The organism is Dictyobacter halimunensis (assembly GCF_036245075.1).
In genome coordinates this window covers 1,689,090-1,703,778 of sequence record NZ_BSRI01000002.1, presented here as the reverse complement: position 1 = coordinate 1,703,778, position 14,689 = coordinate 1,689,090, and the positions used below count along the sequence as shown (strand labels likewise).

Annotated in this window: 13 protein-coding genes; 5 read left to right on the top strand and 8 right to left on the bottom strand. The window is 55.9% G+C overall.

Annotated elements, in window-relative coordinates; translation table 11 throughout:
- Positions 1–21: 21 nt before the first annotated feature.
- The 3 genes from AABA21_RS21000 to AABA21_RS20990 are packed head-to-tail and all read left to right on the top strand — an operon-like array spanning position 22 to position 4,920.
- Positions 22–2,040: a hypothetical protein gene (locus tag AABA21_RS21000; RefSeq protein WP_338253437.1), complete on the top strand. Its 2,019-nt coding sequence runs from the start codon at positions 22–24 to the stop codon at positions 2,038–2,040.
- A 24-nt stretch (positions 2,041–2,064) separates the two neighbouring features.
- The gene (locus AABA21_RS20995) at positions 2,065–3,924 is read left to right on the top strand and encodes a glutamate mutase L (protein ID WP_338253436.1); all 1,860 of its coding nucleotides are present in this window, start codon (positions 2,065–2,067) and stop codon (positions 3,922–3,924) included.
- A gap of 33 nt (positions 3,925–3,957) precedes the next feature.
- A complete protein-coding gene (locus AABA21_RS20990) occupies positions 3,958–4,920 on the top strand; it encodes a hypothetical protein (protein WP_338253435.1) in 963 nt (320 codons plus the stop codon).
- Between the two features lie 138 nt (positions 4,921–5,058).
- Here AABA21_RS20990 and gpmI read toward each other — a convergent pair whose 3' ends face one another.
- Positions 5,059–6,648, bottom strand: a complete 1,590-nt coding sequence (gpmI, locus tag AABA21_RS20985; RefSeq protein ID WP_338253433.1) for a 2,3-bisphosphoglycerate-independent phosphoglycerate mutase — start codon at positions 6,646–6,648, stop codon at positions 5,059–5,061.
- Between the two features lie 304 nt (positions 6,649–6,952).
- On the opposite strand from gpmI, the gene AABA21_RS20980 reads away from it, so the two are divergent.
- Positions 6,953–7,204, top strand: a complete 252-nt coding sequence (locus AABA21_RS20980) for a hypothetical protein (protein WP_338253432.1) — start codon at positions 6,953–6,955, stop codon at positions 7,202–7,204.
- 155 nt (positions 7,205–7,359) lie between these two features.
- On the top strand, positions 7,360–8,397 hold the full coding sequence (locus AABA21_RS20975) for a hypothetical protein (RefSeq protein ID WP_338253430.1): 1,038 nt from the start codon (positions 7,360–7,362) through the stop codon (positions 8,395–8,397).
- A 70-nt stretch (positions 8,398–8,467) separates the two neighbouring features.
- Here AABA21_RS20975 and AABA21_RS20970 read toward each other — a convergent pair whose 3' ends face one another.
- The 7 genes from AABA21_RS20970 to atpE all read right to left on the bottom strand — a co-directional run bounded on the left by AABA21_RS20970 (position 8,468) and on the right by atpE (position 14,619).
- Complete coding sequence (locus tag AABA21_RS20970; RefSeq protein WP_338253429.1) at positions 8,468–8,899, bottom strand: F0F1 ATP synthase subunit epsilon; 432 nt, start codon at positions 8,897–8,899, stop codon at positions 8,468–8,470.
- Between the two features lie 3 nt (positions 8,900–8,902).
- Entirely contained in the window at positions 8,903–10,324 is a 1,422-nt protein-coding gene (gene atpD / locus AABA21_RS20965; RefSeq protein ID WP_338253427.1) for a F0F1 ATP synthase subunit beta, read from the bottom strand.
- 53 nt (positions 10,325–10,377) lie between these two features.
- Complete coding sequence (gene atpG, locus AABA21_RS20960; protein ID WP_338253425.1) at positions 10,378–11,286, bottom strand: ATP synthase F1 subunit gamma; 909 nt, start codon at positions 11,284–11,286, stop codon at positions 10,378–10,380.
- An 11-nt stretch (positions 11,287–11,297) separates the two neighbouring features.
- A complete protein-coding gene (gene atpA, locus AABA21_RS20955) occupies positions 11,298–12,845 on the bottom strand; it encodes a F0F1 ATP synthase subunit alpha (RefSeq protein ID WP_338253424.1) in 1,548 nt (515 codons plus the stop codon).
- Between the two features lie 229 nt (positions 12,846–13,074).
- A complete protein-coding gene (gene atpH, locus AABA21_RS20950; RefSeq protein WP_338253423.1) occupies positions 13,075–13,677 on the bottom strand; it encodes an ATP synthase F1 subunit delta in 603 nt (200 codons plus the stop codon).
- Positions 13,677–14,237 carry a F0F1 ATP synthase subunit B gene (gene atpF, locus AABA21_RS20945; RefSeq protein WP_338253421.1) on the bottom strand — a complete coding sequence of 187 codons (561 nt, stop codon included), beginning with the start codon at positions 14,235–14,237 and terminating at the stop codon, positions 13,677–13,679. Before atpF ends, atpH begins: the two co-directional genes overlap by 1 nt.
- 160 nt (positions 14,238–14,397) lie before the next feature.
- Positions 14,398–14,619, bottom strand: a complete 222-nt coding sequence (atpE, locus tag AABA21_RS20940; RefSeq protein WP_126549613.1) for an ATP synthase F0 subunit C — start codon at positions 14,617–14,619, stop codon at positions 14,398–14,400.
- Positions 14,620–14,689 lie beyond the last annotated feature (70 nt).

The following is a 14,689-nucleotide window of genomic DNA, read 5'->3' as shown; positions in this document are numbered from 1 at the left end:
TGACGAAAGCGAGGAGTAAAAGTGATCAAGTGTAACCGCTGTGGAAAAATGACCCCTGCCGGCACGGTTTGTCAGGTATGTGGCGCACCGCTCACCGGCATGGTTGATAATGGACCGGCCCAGCGTATGGGCTTCCAGGATCAACCGGAGTTACCAGCCTGGCTGGAGTCGTTGCGTGCCGGTGAGCGACCAGCAGCGCCCCCTGCGAATAATGTCCCGAATTTTTCCCCGGCCGATCTGGTTGATGATGGGGCCCTTCCGAGCTGGATGCGTTCAGAACGTGGGGATGCGCGTGATAATATGGCATCCAATTCACCTGTTCCTGCTCAACCCAATCAGTTTCCAGATCAAGGTGCGCCTGGTGGAAATGTTCCGCCACAGGGGATTACAGCGCAATCATTAATTGATGAAAAATCATTGCCATCCTGGATGCAGGAGGGTGCGTCATCTGGCACGCCTCCTCAGCCCTCTCCGAGCAGTCTTGCTGCCTCCAGCCTGGTTCAACCTGATCACGTTCCTGATTGGATGCGCACACTGCAGTCGTCGTCTGCGGCTCCCAGGCCAAATCCCGCGCCAGCCGCATCGCAGCCCCCGGCGAGGCCAGCTGAACCGCCTGCATCCCCAACAGTTACACCGGGATTTTCGGCTCGTGACCTGGTAGATCAGCAGTCACTCCCGTCCTGGATGCAGCCGCAAAATGAACCGGCCAGACGCGAAACCAACGCGAACGCAAATGCAATAAATCAGACTCCGCAACCCCCGGCGAGGCCGGCTGAGCCGTCTGCATCCCCGACGGTTACACCGGGATTTTCGGCTCGTGACCTGGTAGATCAGCAGTCACTTCCGTCCTGGATGCAGCCGCAAAATGAGCCAGCCGGGCGCGAAACCAATGCGAACGCAAATCCGAGCTCAAATACAATAAATCAGACTCCTCCAGCCGCCAGTGGTAGCCAGAATGGTTTCTCTGCATCTTCGTTATTAGATGTGGATTCGTTACCATCGTGGTTGCGCGAGGGTGTTCAGGGTTCAGGCCAGCAGTCGCGAGCTAATAATCCGGCGGCTCCTACGCCACAGCAATCCGCCTGGCCGGCGCAAGCGCCTGTACAATCTGGCTGGAATCAGGGCCAATCGGGTTCTGCGTGGCCGGTTGCCGGAGGGCAGATGCCATCGGGCATGCAAGCCCCAATGCAGACGCCTCCGGCCAATGCGATGCCTCAACAGGAGGGAGGGCAGCTATCTGCGTCCTCCTTTATTGATCCAAACTCGCTGCCAGAGTGGTTGCGTTCCTCTGGTGGTCAGCCGGGAACCGCTGCCCAACCACAGGGACCAGGATCACGACCATCAGGCTATGGAGTGCCTCCAAGGCCGGACAATATGCGCGTTCCTAGCCGTCCCCGTAACGAGGCCAATCCGAGCGAGAGCAGTGAGCTGGCCGCCAACGTGTTTGCTTCGATGCTGGGTGTTGCCTCCGCGACCCCCAATTATCCAGTGCAGCAACAGGGAGGACAGCCAGGGCAATCTCAACCGCAGGCTTATGGACAGACCCCTTCGGGTGTGCAACCTCCTTACGTGGGGCAAGCGCAGACCGGACAGGGAGCCCCTTACAGTCAGCCTGGTCAGGCCAACAGTTATGGATCGTCAGGTCAGTTGGGTCATCAGTCGGGTCAATGGAGTCAGCCCGGTGCTATGGGTCAGCCGGGAATGTCACAGAACAACCTGAGTGGCATGCCAACTTCTGGATCGATACCCAACACACCAATGGGCACCAGTGGCACATTCCCTCAGAACTATAGCGGCAATAGCCTGTCGGGCACGTATGGCAATGCTTATCCTGGTAGCAGCCAGGGACAGGGGAATCCAGCCATGGGCGCTAATCCTTCAATGGGTAGTCAAACCGGCGCAAATGCTGGTTCTCCCTATGCAGGCAACGCTTATGGATCACAGGCCTCATCGGCCTCACCTGATAGCAGCACCAGCGATCAGAAAAGTAACAAAAAACGTGGATTGTTTGAGGCAATTCGCGAATGGCTTTCTCGTTAGTCTGAGAGAAGAAGGATACCGGAAATGTATACACAACCCTATCCAGAGGGTGGACAGGGTCCAGCACAGAACTCAGTGACTCCTAATTCCCTGCTGGTTGCTGATTGTGGCGCGGTTTTTACCAAGGTCTCGCTTTTTGGCCTGGTTGAAGGTCAATATCGGTTGATGGCGCGCGGGGAGGCGCCATCAACGATTAAGCCCCCGCTTGAAGACCTCTCCGAAGGTATTATTCAGGCTATCAATGTGGTCGAATTTGTGACGGGTCGCAAATTTGTTGAGGAGAAGCACGTTATTTCTCCTGAGCAGGCAAACGGAGATGGCGTCGATATTTTTATCGCGACGGTGAGCGCGGGTGATCCCCTACGTGTTGCCGCTCTTGGGGCGGTTACTCCTGAACTGGCAAATTTATCTACGCAGGCCGTTTCAGGCCTGTATTCTCAGGTGCAGGTGATCCCTTCCCCCGCGCAGATGGCCGCGACCACGCCCGCGGCGGTCGGCGTATCTGGTGCTGGTGGTGGCTGGACGCAGGAGCGCGTCTCCCAGGAATGGGAACGACAACAGGCACGGTTGCGTGAATTGCAGCCGCAGGCGGCTCTCATAATCGGAAGCGCCGATGGTCCCGCTGGTCCTACACCCCTACAAGAGGCCTGCCAGTTGTTGATCAACTACGCACGAGAAGCGGCTCAGCAGGGTAGTGGTATCTCCTCTGATGGCTCATCCAGGCGCTATTCGGTTGTATATGCCGGAGCTCCACAGTATGTAGAGGCGGTACGCCGCATGCTGCAAAACGTCGCTGATGTTACCAGGGTAGAGCCGTTAACCAACTCGGCTCAGCTGGGCCCTGTGAGCGCGGCCATCGGTTCGCTGCACGAGCGCGAGGGACTGCAGCAGATCCCCGGTTATGAGCGCGTGCGCAACTGGTCCGGGGCGAATCCTGTTGCCTCTGCCACCTCTTTAAGTAGCCTGGTGCGCTTCCTGGCCCAGCACTACATGATGAATGTCACAGCCGTAGATGTCGGTGGGAGTACCACCGCTGTGATGATGGCGGGGGAGCAGGGAGAATTTATTCCGATGGTCAACACCGGCGTCGGCGTTGGTCCCAATATTGGCGATATACTGCAAAAGGTTGGCCTGCAGCGGATTACGCGCTGGCTGCCATTCCTTATTTCAGAGGATGAGGTACGACAATTTGTGCTCAACCACATGCTGCATCCTCAGACCTTGCCGACGGATGGACGTGAACTGGCGTTGATGCAGGCATTTGCGCGCGAAGCGATCTCTCTAACAGTGGAGGCGGCGCGCAAGAACAGTCGCCTGGAGTTGCCAGATACCGACCTTGTTCTGGCTACAGGTGGCGTATTATCCCATGCACCAAAGTATGGGCAGATCGCGATGATGTTGCTGGACGCGCTCCAGCCGCGCGGCGTTACCTCTCTGGTGGTTGATAGCACCATGCTGATCTCACAACTGGGGGCCGTGGCTACCGTGGCCCCGGTAATGGCTGTGCAGGTCAATGAGAATGACGCGGTCTCACATCGGCTTGGGACCTGTGTTATTCCCTTCGGAAATGTCCAGCAGGGGCAGCTGGCTGTGCGGGTAGGGGTAGAATATAGTAATGGCAGGCAATTGAACGTTGATGTAATGGGCGGTTCCATCGAGGTTATCCCCTTACAAATAAACGAGCAAGCTCTGCTAACACTTTTCCCCGCTCCGACGGTCGATGTTGGGCTTGGACCCGGTGAACGCGCCCGGGCCGCCGAGGAGATTGATGGTGGCCTGATCGGGCTGATCATTGATGCTCGCGGTCGTCCGCTGGCTCTTCCAGAAGACGATACTGAGCGCCAGGCACGTCTGCTGCAATGGTCACAGGCGCTAGGGGCGTAAGTGGGAAGATCACAATAATGGGAGGTTCCTGCCATGGTCTATCCTGCAGGGTGGTCTGTTCTTCCGCGATTGATCGTCAAACGAGAGCGCTGGCCCGGTGGATATCGAGGCAGGGGCGTCCCATTAGCCTACCGTGGTCAGGAGGTGGTGCCGGATCAACCCGTCCTTCGCCTGACCGCATCCTCAGGAAAGCTAGAGCAAGAGAGGCGTGCGCGAGGCACGCCTTCCTCTCCTGACCTCTCCTCTGATATCCCCGCTGGCCTGCATGGACGCGTCGTCGGCTTTACCTCGCGTGGAGGAGTGGTGATTGAGAGCCACGCGGCCGTGATTCAGGGCTCGCTTGGTGCGGGTAAGCAGGTGGCGGGCGTCCTCACGATGTGGCAGCCCCACAACCAATATTCTTATGACCAGACCATTCCCCCAGGCGCCATTTTGATTGTTCCCGGACCCCTGACCTTTGGTCTGCTGCACCAGGCCCTCAATTCGGGCGTCGTTGGTGTAATCGCCAGCAGTATCGCCCTGCGCGACCTGGAAGGTTTTCTGCGCGCCGACTATCTTCACCTGCTCAAGCTGACCGCACTGGAGCAGGCACTGGAGCAATTACCCCCTCTGACATTGCTGCTGACCGAGGGTATCGGTTCCGCCAATATGCCGGTCCACACCATGAACCTCCTCACCCATTACCAGGGCTCGATCGGACTGCTCTCCGGCACGACCTCACTGACCCATAATTCCTTTTCAGAGCTGGTTATCTCGATCCCGCTGGCCGAGATCGACAAAGGCTGGCAACCCGTGCGTCCTGATAGTACCCTGGCGCTGGGAGCGCAGGTGCGCGTATGTGGGGGAGCGCGCAATGGCGCGGTTGGCATGATCGATTACTTCTACTCCTATGAGCAGGTCTTTGCGTCCGGCCTGCGTGCGCGGGCCGCGCGCCTGCGACTCGACGACGGTTCATTCTACACCGTGCCGCTAACCCTGATTGAACGCATCTGCTAGGCCGTCGCCATCAGTGCAAAAATTCTTGTTTGTGTGTTGATGCACAGGGGCGCGAACGTGCCCCTGTGCATCAACACACTTTTACTGGCGTGCGGCCGCATACGCGGCCGCACGCCAGTAAAAAGTGTGTCTGACACCCTAAGAAGGTAAAATGAGTGAGTGCCCTTGCATGTCCTTTGGCTGAGGAATATTCATGATCTGCAGGACGGTGGGGGAGACATCGGCCAGAATACCGTCGGTGCGCAATTTTGCTCCGGCGAAGCGGGGTGCAACCAGGTAGAGGGGCACAGGATAGGTCGTGTGAGCGGTAAAGGGTTTGCCGGTATCATACTCGATCAGCTGTTCCGCGTTGCCATGGTCGGCGGTGATCAGTGCGCTTCCGCCCGCGGCCAGCGTCGCCTCGACGATTCGACCGACGCCTTTATCTACGGCCTCGACCCCCTTGATGGTAGCCTCGATAACGCCCGTATGGCCGACCATATCCGCGTTGGCATAGTTCATGATAACGAGATCGTACTGGCCGCTGCGGATGTGTTCGACCGCCGTATCGGTAATGCCAGCCGCGCTCATCTCCGGCTGCAGATCATAGGTTGGGACCTTGGGAGAGGGAACCAGGATACGATCCTCGCCTTTAAAGGGTACCTCGCGGCGTCCGTTGATAAAGAAGGTCACGTGCGCGTATTTCTCGGTCTCGGCGGTATGGAACTGTGACATGCCCTGTTCGGCGATTACTCGTGCCAGCGGCATCTCTACCTCGTCGGCGCGGTAGGCAACCTGCGCGTCCAGCCCTTCCTCGTACTGCGTCATCATGACATACGCCAGATCCGCCAGGCGAGGACCACGATCAAACTTGCCTTCGGCCTGTGGAGGAAGATCCGCCATCACAAAGGCTTTGGTGAGCTGGCGCGCGCGATCGGGGCGGAAGTTATAATGGATGACCGCATCGCCCGGCTGCACGGTCGCGACAGGGTGGTTATCCTCCATAATGACGGTTGGCAAAATAAACTCGTCGGTCACTTTGGCATCATAAGATTGCTGGATAGCTGCCAGTGCGGAGGTGGCATGTTGGGTGGCCTCACCCTTAGTCATGGCCCAATACGTGGCTCCTGTGCGTTCCCAGCGGTTATCTCGATCCATCGCATAGTAGCGTCCTGTTACCGTCGCTACCTTCGCCGGATGATCGCCACCAATCTCTTTGGCCCGGGCTTCCAGTCGCTGCATAAACTCCAGCCCTCCCGTGGGAGAAGTATCGCGGCCATCGGTAAAGGCATGGATATAGACGCGTTCGATATCATGTGTCGTGGCCAGGCGCAGCAGAGCCTCCAGGTGTGTCTCATGGGCGTGAACGCCGCCATTGCCGAGCAGACCACAGATATGGAGCTGTGACTGATTCTTCTTGACGTGCTTGATCGCCTCCAGGAAGGCGGGATTTTGGAAGAAGCTCCCATCCTGAATGGATTCGCTGACACGCGTATAGTCTTGCAGCACACGCTTGCCCGCACCGATATTCTGGTGCCCCACCTCTGAATTGCCCATCTGACCATCGGGCAGGCCTACCGCCGCCCCCGAAGTTTTCACGGCAGTATGAGGCCATTCGCGTGCGAGCTTATCAATATTGGGCGTTTGTGCCAGCGCGATGGCGTTGCCCTCTTTGCGTGGATTGATGCCCCATCCATCCATAATAATCAAAACGAAAGGGTGTTTACGACCCGAGGATGTCATGCTCATGTAATTTCACACTCCCACGATAAATATATGACCAAAGATTGGTTTTTTTATTGTAGCATGCCGGGGGCACAATTGTTGTGTATCTAATACACTGTTTTTCTCGTGTACTTGAGTATAGTAAGAGTAACAGTCTAATGCTTTTTTAGGAGCGTATCAGGCTTGCGCCATATTGGGGCACGTGAGCATCCCCGCACAGGCGTCCGCATACGCGGCCGCACTGTTTTTATGGTTGGCACAACAGGCGCGAATAAGCGCCTGTTGTGCCAACCATAAATGGACTTGAGCCGGCGAAAGGAGAAATATAATGGCAGGTGTGCTGAATATATTTATCGGCGTAATTGTGGTGCTTTTTATTGCTGCGATTATCCTGATCGGGATTTCGATGTATCGGTCGCGCAACGCCGGTAACAAGGTGACATCTCGCGTTGATCCGATTCCTGATGCGCAGGCGCGCAACGAGAAAACCAGGGTTGATCAAAATGTCACAACTCGGGCGGACGTTAATCGTAATTATAATAAAGCCACAGACAATGATGAACTAAATCGCCAGCGTTGAGCCGTTTATCCTACATAGTTGTGATTTGATGGCATAGCTGTATATGCGTCCAAACAAACGTATAGCTTTCGAAGCAATGGTTGCACTTGAAGCCTTACTGCAGGTTTGTCATTCAGGTTCTCCATGTTTCAGAACGTGCTGATGGAAGGAATATTATGGGCAAGACATCTTCAGGCTCCTTTGTGAGGAAGTCGAGCAAAGGATTTATCGCGATTTTTGCTGCCTTGTGCCTGCTAGCGATTACAGCCACGGCCGCACTGGCTAATTCCGTCAACATTTACGATAATGCTGGGGTTTTGAACCAATCGCAGGTGCGTAGTGCTGCCTCGTCATTATCCAAGCCAATTGATATCTATGCGGTTAATTCGACGGCTTCGAACTCCTCGTTTGACCAGACGGCCAAGAGTAGTATCAAGAGTGCTGATATGATCGTGCTGGCGTTTAACCCTCACCATGTGGCGATCGTTGGTGGAAAGAATGTTGGCCTATCTTCCAGCCAGTATAATGACGCCACCAATGCGTTCATTAATCAGATAAATAGTGGCGGTAAAAATTATACCAACGCTACGATCGCGGCCATTAATTCATTGAAGGGCTCACTCAATAGTAGCAACTCGTTCATTCCTGGCGTCGGTGGCGGCGCTGGCAGTTCCATCGGAGGCACGCTGTGCTGCGTTGGCTTGATCGCCCTGGCCATTATCGCGGCCTTTACCTTTGCGCGTCGCCGTCGAGGTGGCGTTGGCGGCCTCTTCAATCGCCAGCGTGGTTACAATCAGCCGTATAACCAGCCGTATAACCAGCCCTATGGGGGCAATTATCCTCCTAACTACCAGGGACCATACCCGCAGAATCAGGGCATGAATCCATGGGCGGCCGGTGGATTGGGCGCGGCCGCAGGTGGACTGGCCGGTTATGAGCTCGGTAAAGCCCAGGGTGAACGTGATGCTGAACGCTATGGTCAGGGTGGAGACTTTGGAGGAGGCGCCAGTGGAGACTTTGGAGGAGGAGGCGGAGATGGTGGCTTCGGTGGTGGTGGAGACTTTGGCGGAGGATCGAGCGGAGACTTCGGCGGAGGCGGTGGAGATGGCGGCTTCGGTGGTGGTGGAGACTTTGGCGGAGGATCGAGCGGAGATTTCGGTGGAGGCGGTGGAGGTGGTGGCGATTTCGGTGGTGGCTCAAGCGGAAACTTCTAGCAGATATAGCGAAGGCGGCGCTGATATATTGTTATCAGTGCCGCCTTTTTGTGCTGTATCGAAGTGCCGGCTAGCGAATACGGCCACTGCGGCGAGCCAGCTCCACCACCTTCAGGCGGTTGATGGCGCGCAACAATGCTGCCTGTAACTCGGCGCGCTCACTATTTGAGCGAGCCTGTTCCAGATGCTCCTGTGCCCGGCGACGAGCCTCCTCTGCGCGAGCCTGGTCGATCTCCGCCGCGTTTTCAGCCGTATCGGCCAGAACGGTGACTCGATCGTGAGAGACCTCCAGAAAGCCGCCAGAGACGAAAAAGACATTGTCCTCTCCGCGCAACTTGATCTGCAGGGGTCCAGGTCCCAGCAGGGCCAGCAGGGGGGCATGCTCGGGCAAAATGCCCAGCTGCCCCTCTGATCCAGGTGCGTCCACGATATCGGCTTCGCCGTTATAGAGCTCACGCTCCGCGGTTACCACCTCGACATGCAGTGTATTGCGTGTCGCCATGGCTTAACCCTTCTTCTGATCGGCATCGTGAGCGGCAATAACGTCCTCGATCGCGCCCTGTGACAGGAAGTAGCTCTCGGGAATGTTATCGACCTCACCATCCAGGATGGCTTTAAAGCTGCGCACGGTATCCTGCAACTTCACCTGTTTGCCGGGCAGGCCAGTGAAGACCTCAGCAACGGTGAATGGCTGTGAGCAGAAGCGCTCCAGCTTGCGGGCGCGAGCGACCAGCAACTTATCATCGTCTGACAGCTCATCGACACCCAGGATAGCGATGATGTCCTGCAGCTCTTTATAGCGCTGCAGCACGGTCTGAACGCCACGAGCCACGTTATAATGCTCGTCACCCACAACCTGAGGATCGAGGATGCGGCTGGTAGAGGCCAGAGGGTCTACCGCGGGATAGATACCCTTCTGGGCGATCGAGCGCTCCAGCACGATGGTGGAGTCCAGGTGGGCGAATGTGGTAGCAGGCGCGGGATCGGTGTAGTCGTCAGCGGGCACATAGACGGCCTGCATCGAAGTGATCGAACCCTCTTTTGTCGAGGTGATGCGCTCCTGCAACTCACCCATCTCCTCAGCCAGGTTAGGCTGATAACCTACAGCGGATGGCATACGACCCAGCAGGGCGGACACCTCTGCACCGGCCTGGGTGAAGCGGAAGATGTTATCAATGAAGAGCAGTACGTCTTTATGCTCTTCGTCACGGAAGTATTCCGCGATAGCCAGACCGCTCAGAGCCACACGCAGGCGGGAGCCGGGAGGCTCGTTCATCTGACCAAAGACCATGGCCAGGCGGTCGATAACGTTGGCTTCCTGCATTTCATGATACAGGTCATTGCCTTCGCGGGTGCGCTCACCCACACCGGCGAAAACGCTATAGCCACCGTGAACCTTAGCGATATTATTGATCAGCTCCTGGATAACGACGGTCTTGCCTACACCGGCACCACCGAAGGCACCCACCTTACCACCTTTCATGAAGGGGCAGATCAGGTCAATAACTTTAATGCCGGTCTCAAATGGCTCGACACTGGAAGACTGGTCTTCCAGGTCGGGGGCATGGCGATGAATGGGATAGCGAGCGGTCCCCTCGACCTCTGGCTTGTTATCGATTGCGTGGCCCAGCACGTTGAAGATACGCCCCAGCGTATCAGGACCAACTGGCATGCTGATGGGCGTGCCTGTATCGTAGGCGTCGGTCCCACGCTGCAGACCATCGGTTGGACCCATAGCGACGCAGCGCACCCAGTTATTGCCCAGGTGTTGCTCGACCTCAAGAGTCAGATCCTGCTCGGCACCGACAGGGCGCGTCAAGATCTGGTTATAAATTTCAGGGAGCTGATCCTGGGGGAACTCCACGTCTACTACGGCTCCCAGTACCTGCACAATTTTTCCCTTTGTGCCTGTTTGTGTTACTGTCATGTGTTTCTCCATCGCAGGAGGGCTTTTCGCTTACCCCCTGCCCAGACATCTCTTTAGAGCGCCTCAGCACCGGCTACCACCTCAAGGATCTGGGTTGTGATAGCGGCCTGGCGAACCTTGTTATACGTCAAGGTGAGATCCTGAATCAGTTCGTTTGCGTTATCGGTCGCGTTTTTCATGGCAACCATCTGTGCGGATTGCTGGCTGGCGACGGCTTCAAGCATGGCTTGATACACCAGAATATCTACATAGCGTGGGAGCAGCGCCTTAAAGATCGTTTGCTCATCGGGCTCGTAAATATACTCTGTAGTGTCCTTCGCCTGCTCGTCCTCTTCCTTCTTCTCAGGTGGCTGGACGGGCAGCAGCTGCACGGTTACCGGTGTCTGCGTCACCGTATTAACGAATTTGGCATAGACCAGATATACAACGTCGACCTCCCCTTTCAGGAAGGCATCCACGGCCACCTGTGCGATGGCGCTTGCGTCGCTGATGCCGGGGCGATCACCATAGTTGGTGAACTCCGCCACCAGGCCTAGTTCGTTGCGAACAACGAAGTCACGGCCCTTGCGACCAACGGCTACGTATTCCACCCCAGGGCTACGGCCCTGCTCGGCCAGGCGCTGGCTTTCGTTGCGTGCCGTTAACGCGGCATGACGATTGATGTTTGAGGGTAAGGCGCCGCAGAGACCGCGATCAGGAGAGATCAACACAATGCCGATATTTCTCACTGGACGCTGCTTCAACAATGCCAGATCCTCAGCCAGGTCCTCGTTGCCGTTGGCGGCCGCCGTTGCCAGGCGTGAAACGAGCTCACGGATCTGATCGGCGAAGGGGCGAGCCTGTTCGACTCGCTCCTGCGCCCGTCTCATCTTACTACTCGCCACCATTTGCATGGCTTTCGTAATCTTCGCTGTATTTTTTACTGATCGTATGCGCTGCCGAATTTCTCGGGTTGATGGCATCTATCTGCCTCCTAGCGCTTCTGCTCTTCTCGTGGAGCGGCCGTCTTCTGATAGTCTTCAATGGCGGCGCCCAGTTTGTTCAGCTGCTCTTTGCTCATCTTATTGCGACCCTCAACTGAGGAAGCGATAAGATCATTCTGAAGATCCTGGTAGTTAGCATCCACGAAGCGATAGAAGCCAGCTTCCCACTCGCTCACTTTATCCAGAGGTACCTCATCCAGGTAGCCGGTGGTTACCGCGTACAGGATCATAACCTGGCGGATAACCGAGACAGGCTGATACTGTGGCTGCTTCAAGATTTCCAGGATGCGGCGACCACGATCGATACGCGACTTGGTAGCTTTATCCAGGTCGGAAGCGAACTGGGAGAAGGCTTCCAGCTCGCGGAACTGGGCCAGGTCCAGACGCAAGGTACCAGCAACCTGGCTCATCGCCTTCGTCTGGGCGCTACTACCTACGCGAGACACCGAGATACCTGTGTTCAGAGCGGGGCGCTGACCAGCGTTGAAGAGGTCAGTTTCCAGGAAGATCTGACCATCGGTGATCGAGATCAGGTTGGTCGGGATATAGGCCGAAACGTCGTTCGCCTTGGTCTCAATGATTGGCAGAGCGGTCAATGAACCATTGCCATAATCTTTGTTCAAGCGAGCGGCGCGCTCCAGCAAGCGGGAGTGCAGGTAGAACACGTCACCGGGATACGCTTCGCGTCCTGGAGGGCGGCGAATGATCAGTGAAATGTTGCGATATGCTTCAGCGTGCTTGGTCAGATCGTCATAAACGATCAGAGCGTCACGACCGGTCTCCATGAATTCTTCGCCAATCGCACATCCGGCGTAGGGGGCGATATACTTCAAAGGAGCGGGATCGGAAGCGCCTGAGGCAACGATGATCGTATATTCCATCGCGCCATGCTCTTCCAGGATAGCGCGGGTACGGGCGATCGAAGAGTTCTTCTGACCGATTGCCACGTAGATACAGATCAGGTTCTTGCCCTTCTGGTTAATGATCGTATCGAGGGCGACAGCGGTCTTACCGGTCTGGCGGTCACCGATGATCAACTCGCGCTGACCACGGCCGATCGGAATCATGCTATCGATCGCTTTAATACCGGTCTGTACCGGCTGATTCACCGACTGGCGGGTAATCACGCCAGGGGCGACGCGCTCGATCGGGCGAGTCTTATCGGTTGCGATAGGACCTCGATCGTCGAGAGGCTGGCCGATTGGATTAACGACACGGCCAAGCAGGGCATCGCCAACCGGGACCTCGATGATGCGCCCGGTTGTGCGGACCTCATCATCTTCACGAATCTGTGTATAATCACCCAGGATCGGGCAGCTGACCGCTTCCTCTTCAAGGTTAAAGGCCATGCCATAGAGTCCTGTACGGGGAAATTCTACCAACTCAAGATACTTCACATCCTGCAGGCCATAGATACGCGCGACACCATCCTGTACCGCGATAACGGTACCGACACTGGCGGTCGAGGTGGTATCTGTACCGAAGCCAGCGATGTTTTTCTCTATGATGGCACTGATTTCATCAGCCCAAGATGCCATCGTGTTCCTCCTAGTATTTCCTAGTGGCTTTTACTGTTTGTTATATAGTCGTTATGCTCTAATAGATCTTGACACGTATCAGGTGTCAATCTGGTTCATTCGAACTTTTTTCAGGTGGACATTTATACGGGGGCCTACATCATATTTCTAGTGTTCCCGACCTCCATATTATACCTGTATTTAAGATCGAGATGGAGCTGATACGGGCGTTGTGCCACAGACGCATTCGCTAGAGGTTTGCCGGTTGGGCAAAACCCTCGGAAGCAAACTCGTCGTCGCTGTTGCTGGTCGCGGTAACACCGGAGAGCAATTGCTGCTGCAGGATATGCAGGCGATTGCGGGCGCTACCATCGATGATTTCATCACCAACACGGGCGACAACACCACCTAAGATACTCGGGTCAACCCGAGAATGCATGATAATATGTTTACCAGTCTTGTGCTCAAGCGCTCTTCTGACGATATCCTTTTGTGCATCGTCTATCGGTGCCGCCGTTGTGACCTCCGCGATGGCCTGATTGCGGTAGTCAAGTACGAGTTTCTCGAACTCGATCGCAATATTTGGCATCACCTCGACCAGCCCACGTTGGACGATGAGCAAGGCAAGATTGAGCGACGTTGGCAGCACCTGTGAGGCTAAAGCCTGGCGTAAAGCATTCTCTTTGCGCCTGGCAGGAATTTTGGGTTCGCGGAGCAGATAGGCCAGCTTGCGCTGCTTAAACAGCTCGGCGATCTCTTTGACGTCATCACGCGTGCGGTCTAACGTATTCTGCTTGCGCGCCAGGTCGAACATCGCTCCTGCATAGCGGCGTGCGATCGCTCCTTTAAGCATTAGTTATTCCTCGCCTGGTCACTAGCCGTGACAAACTCTTCGACCAAGCGGCGGTTGTCGTTGCTATCAACTGACCGGCTGATAACTTTGCTGGCGGCCTCGATGGAAAGGTTGATGACATCGCGACTCAGATCCATGCGAGCACGATTGGCTTCCTGATGGATGCGAGCGATCTGCTGCTGGCTGATCTTCTCGGCGCGGTCACGCGCCTCGGTCTCGATCTGCTGGGCGACCTGTTCAGCATTTTTGGTCGCGCGTTCAATGGTATCCTGAGCCTGACGCTTGGCGTCCATGATGATCCGCTCAGCGTTTTGGGCGGCCTCAGCCAGATCGCGCTTGGCCTGCTCAGCGTTTTCGATGCCTTCTCGGATGAGCGCCTGCCGCTTTTCCAGGGTGCGTTGTAGCGCTGGCAGAACCCATTTCCAGATGACCCAGAGAACGATGAGAAAGGTAATGAGCTGCGAAATAAAGGCCGCAGCGTTGATGCCAAGTGCTCCAAGGCCACTGGGCGACTCGGCGCTTGCAGCAGTGGCTGATGCAAGTGTGAGTGTTATGTTCACGATAGCGCTTCCTTTCATCAGAAGTAATACATGGGATATCCCGTACGTAAGGCGGAGACGTGGCATCGCCTGTCTCTCTCCTGACCGGTGTGGAAGGAGAGGATAAAACAGAATGGACGCACTACGTCTCCACTATACGGTACGAAACAGGAAGTATTACTTAAGGGATGAACTTGATCAGCAGGGCGACTACCAGAGCATAAATAGCGATAGCTTCGGCGAACACGATAGCCAGAATCATGTTGGTCTGTACAACAGGAGCTGCCTCAGGATTACGGCCGATGGCCTCCATAGCTTTAGCGGCCAGGATACCAATTGCCAGGCCAGGTCCGATAGCACCGATACCGATAGCAAGAGCAGCTGCGAGTGGAGCAAGATTCATGATTAAAAATCCTCCTTAAGGACGAATGTGTTGTGTAATTGATGAATTAAGGTTGTTTATGCAATCGCAG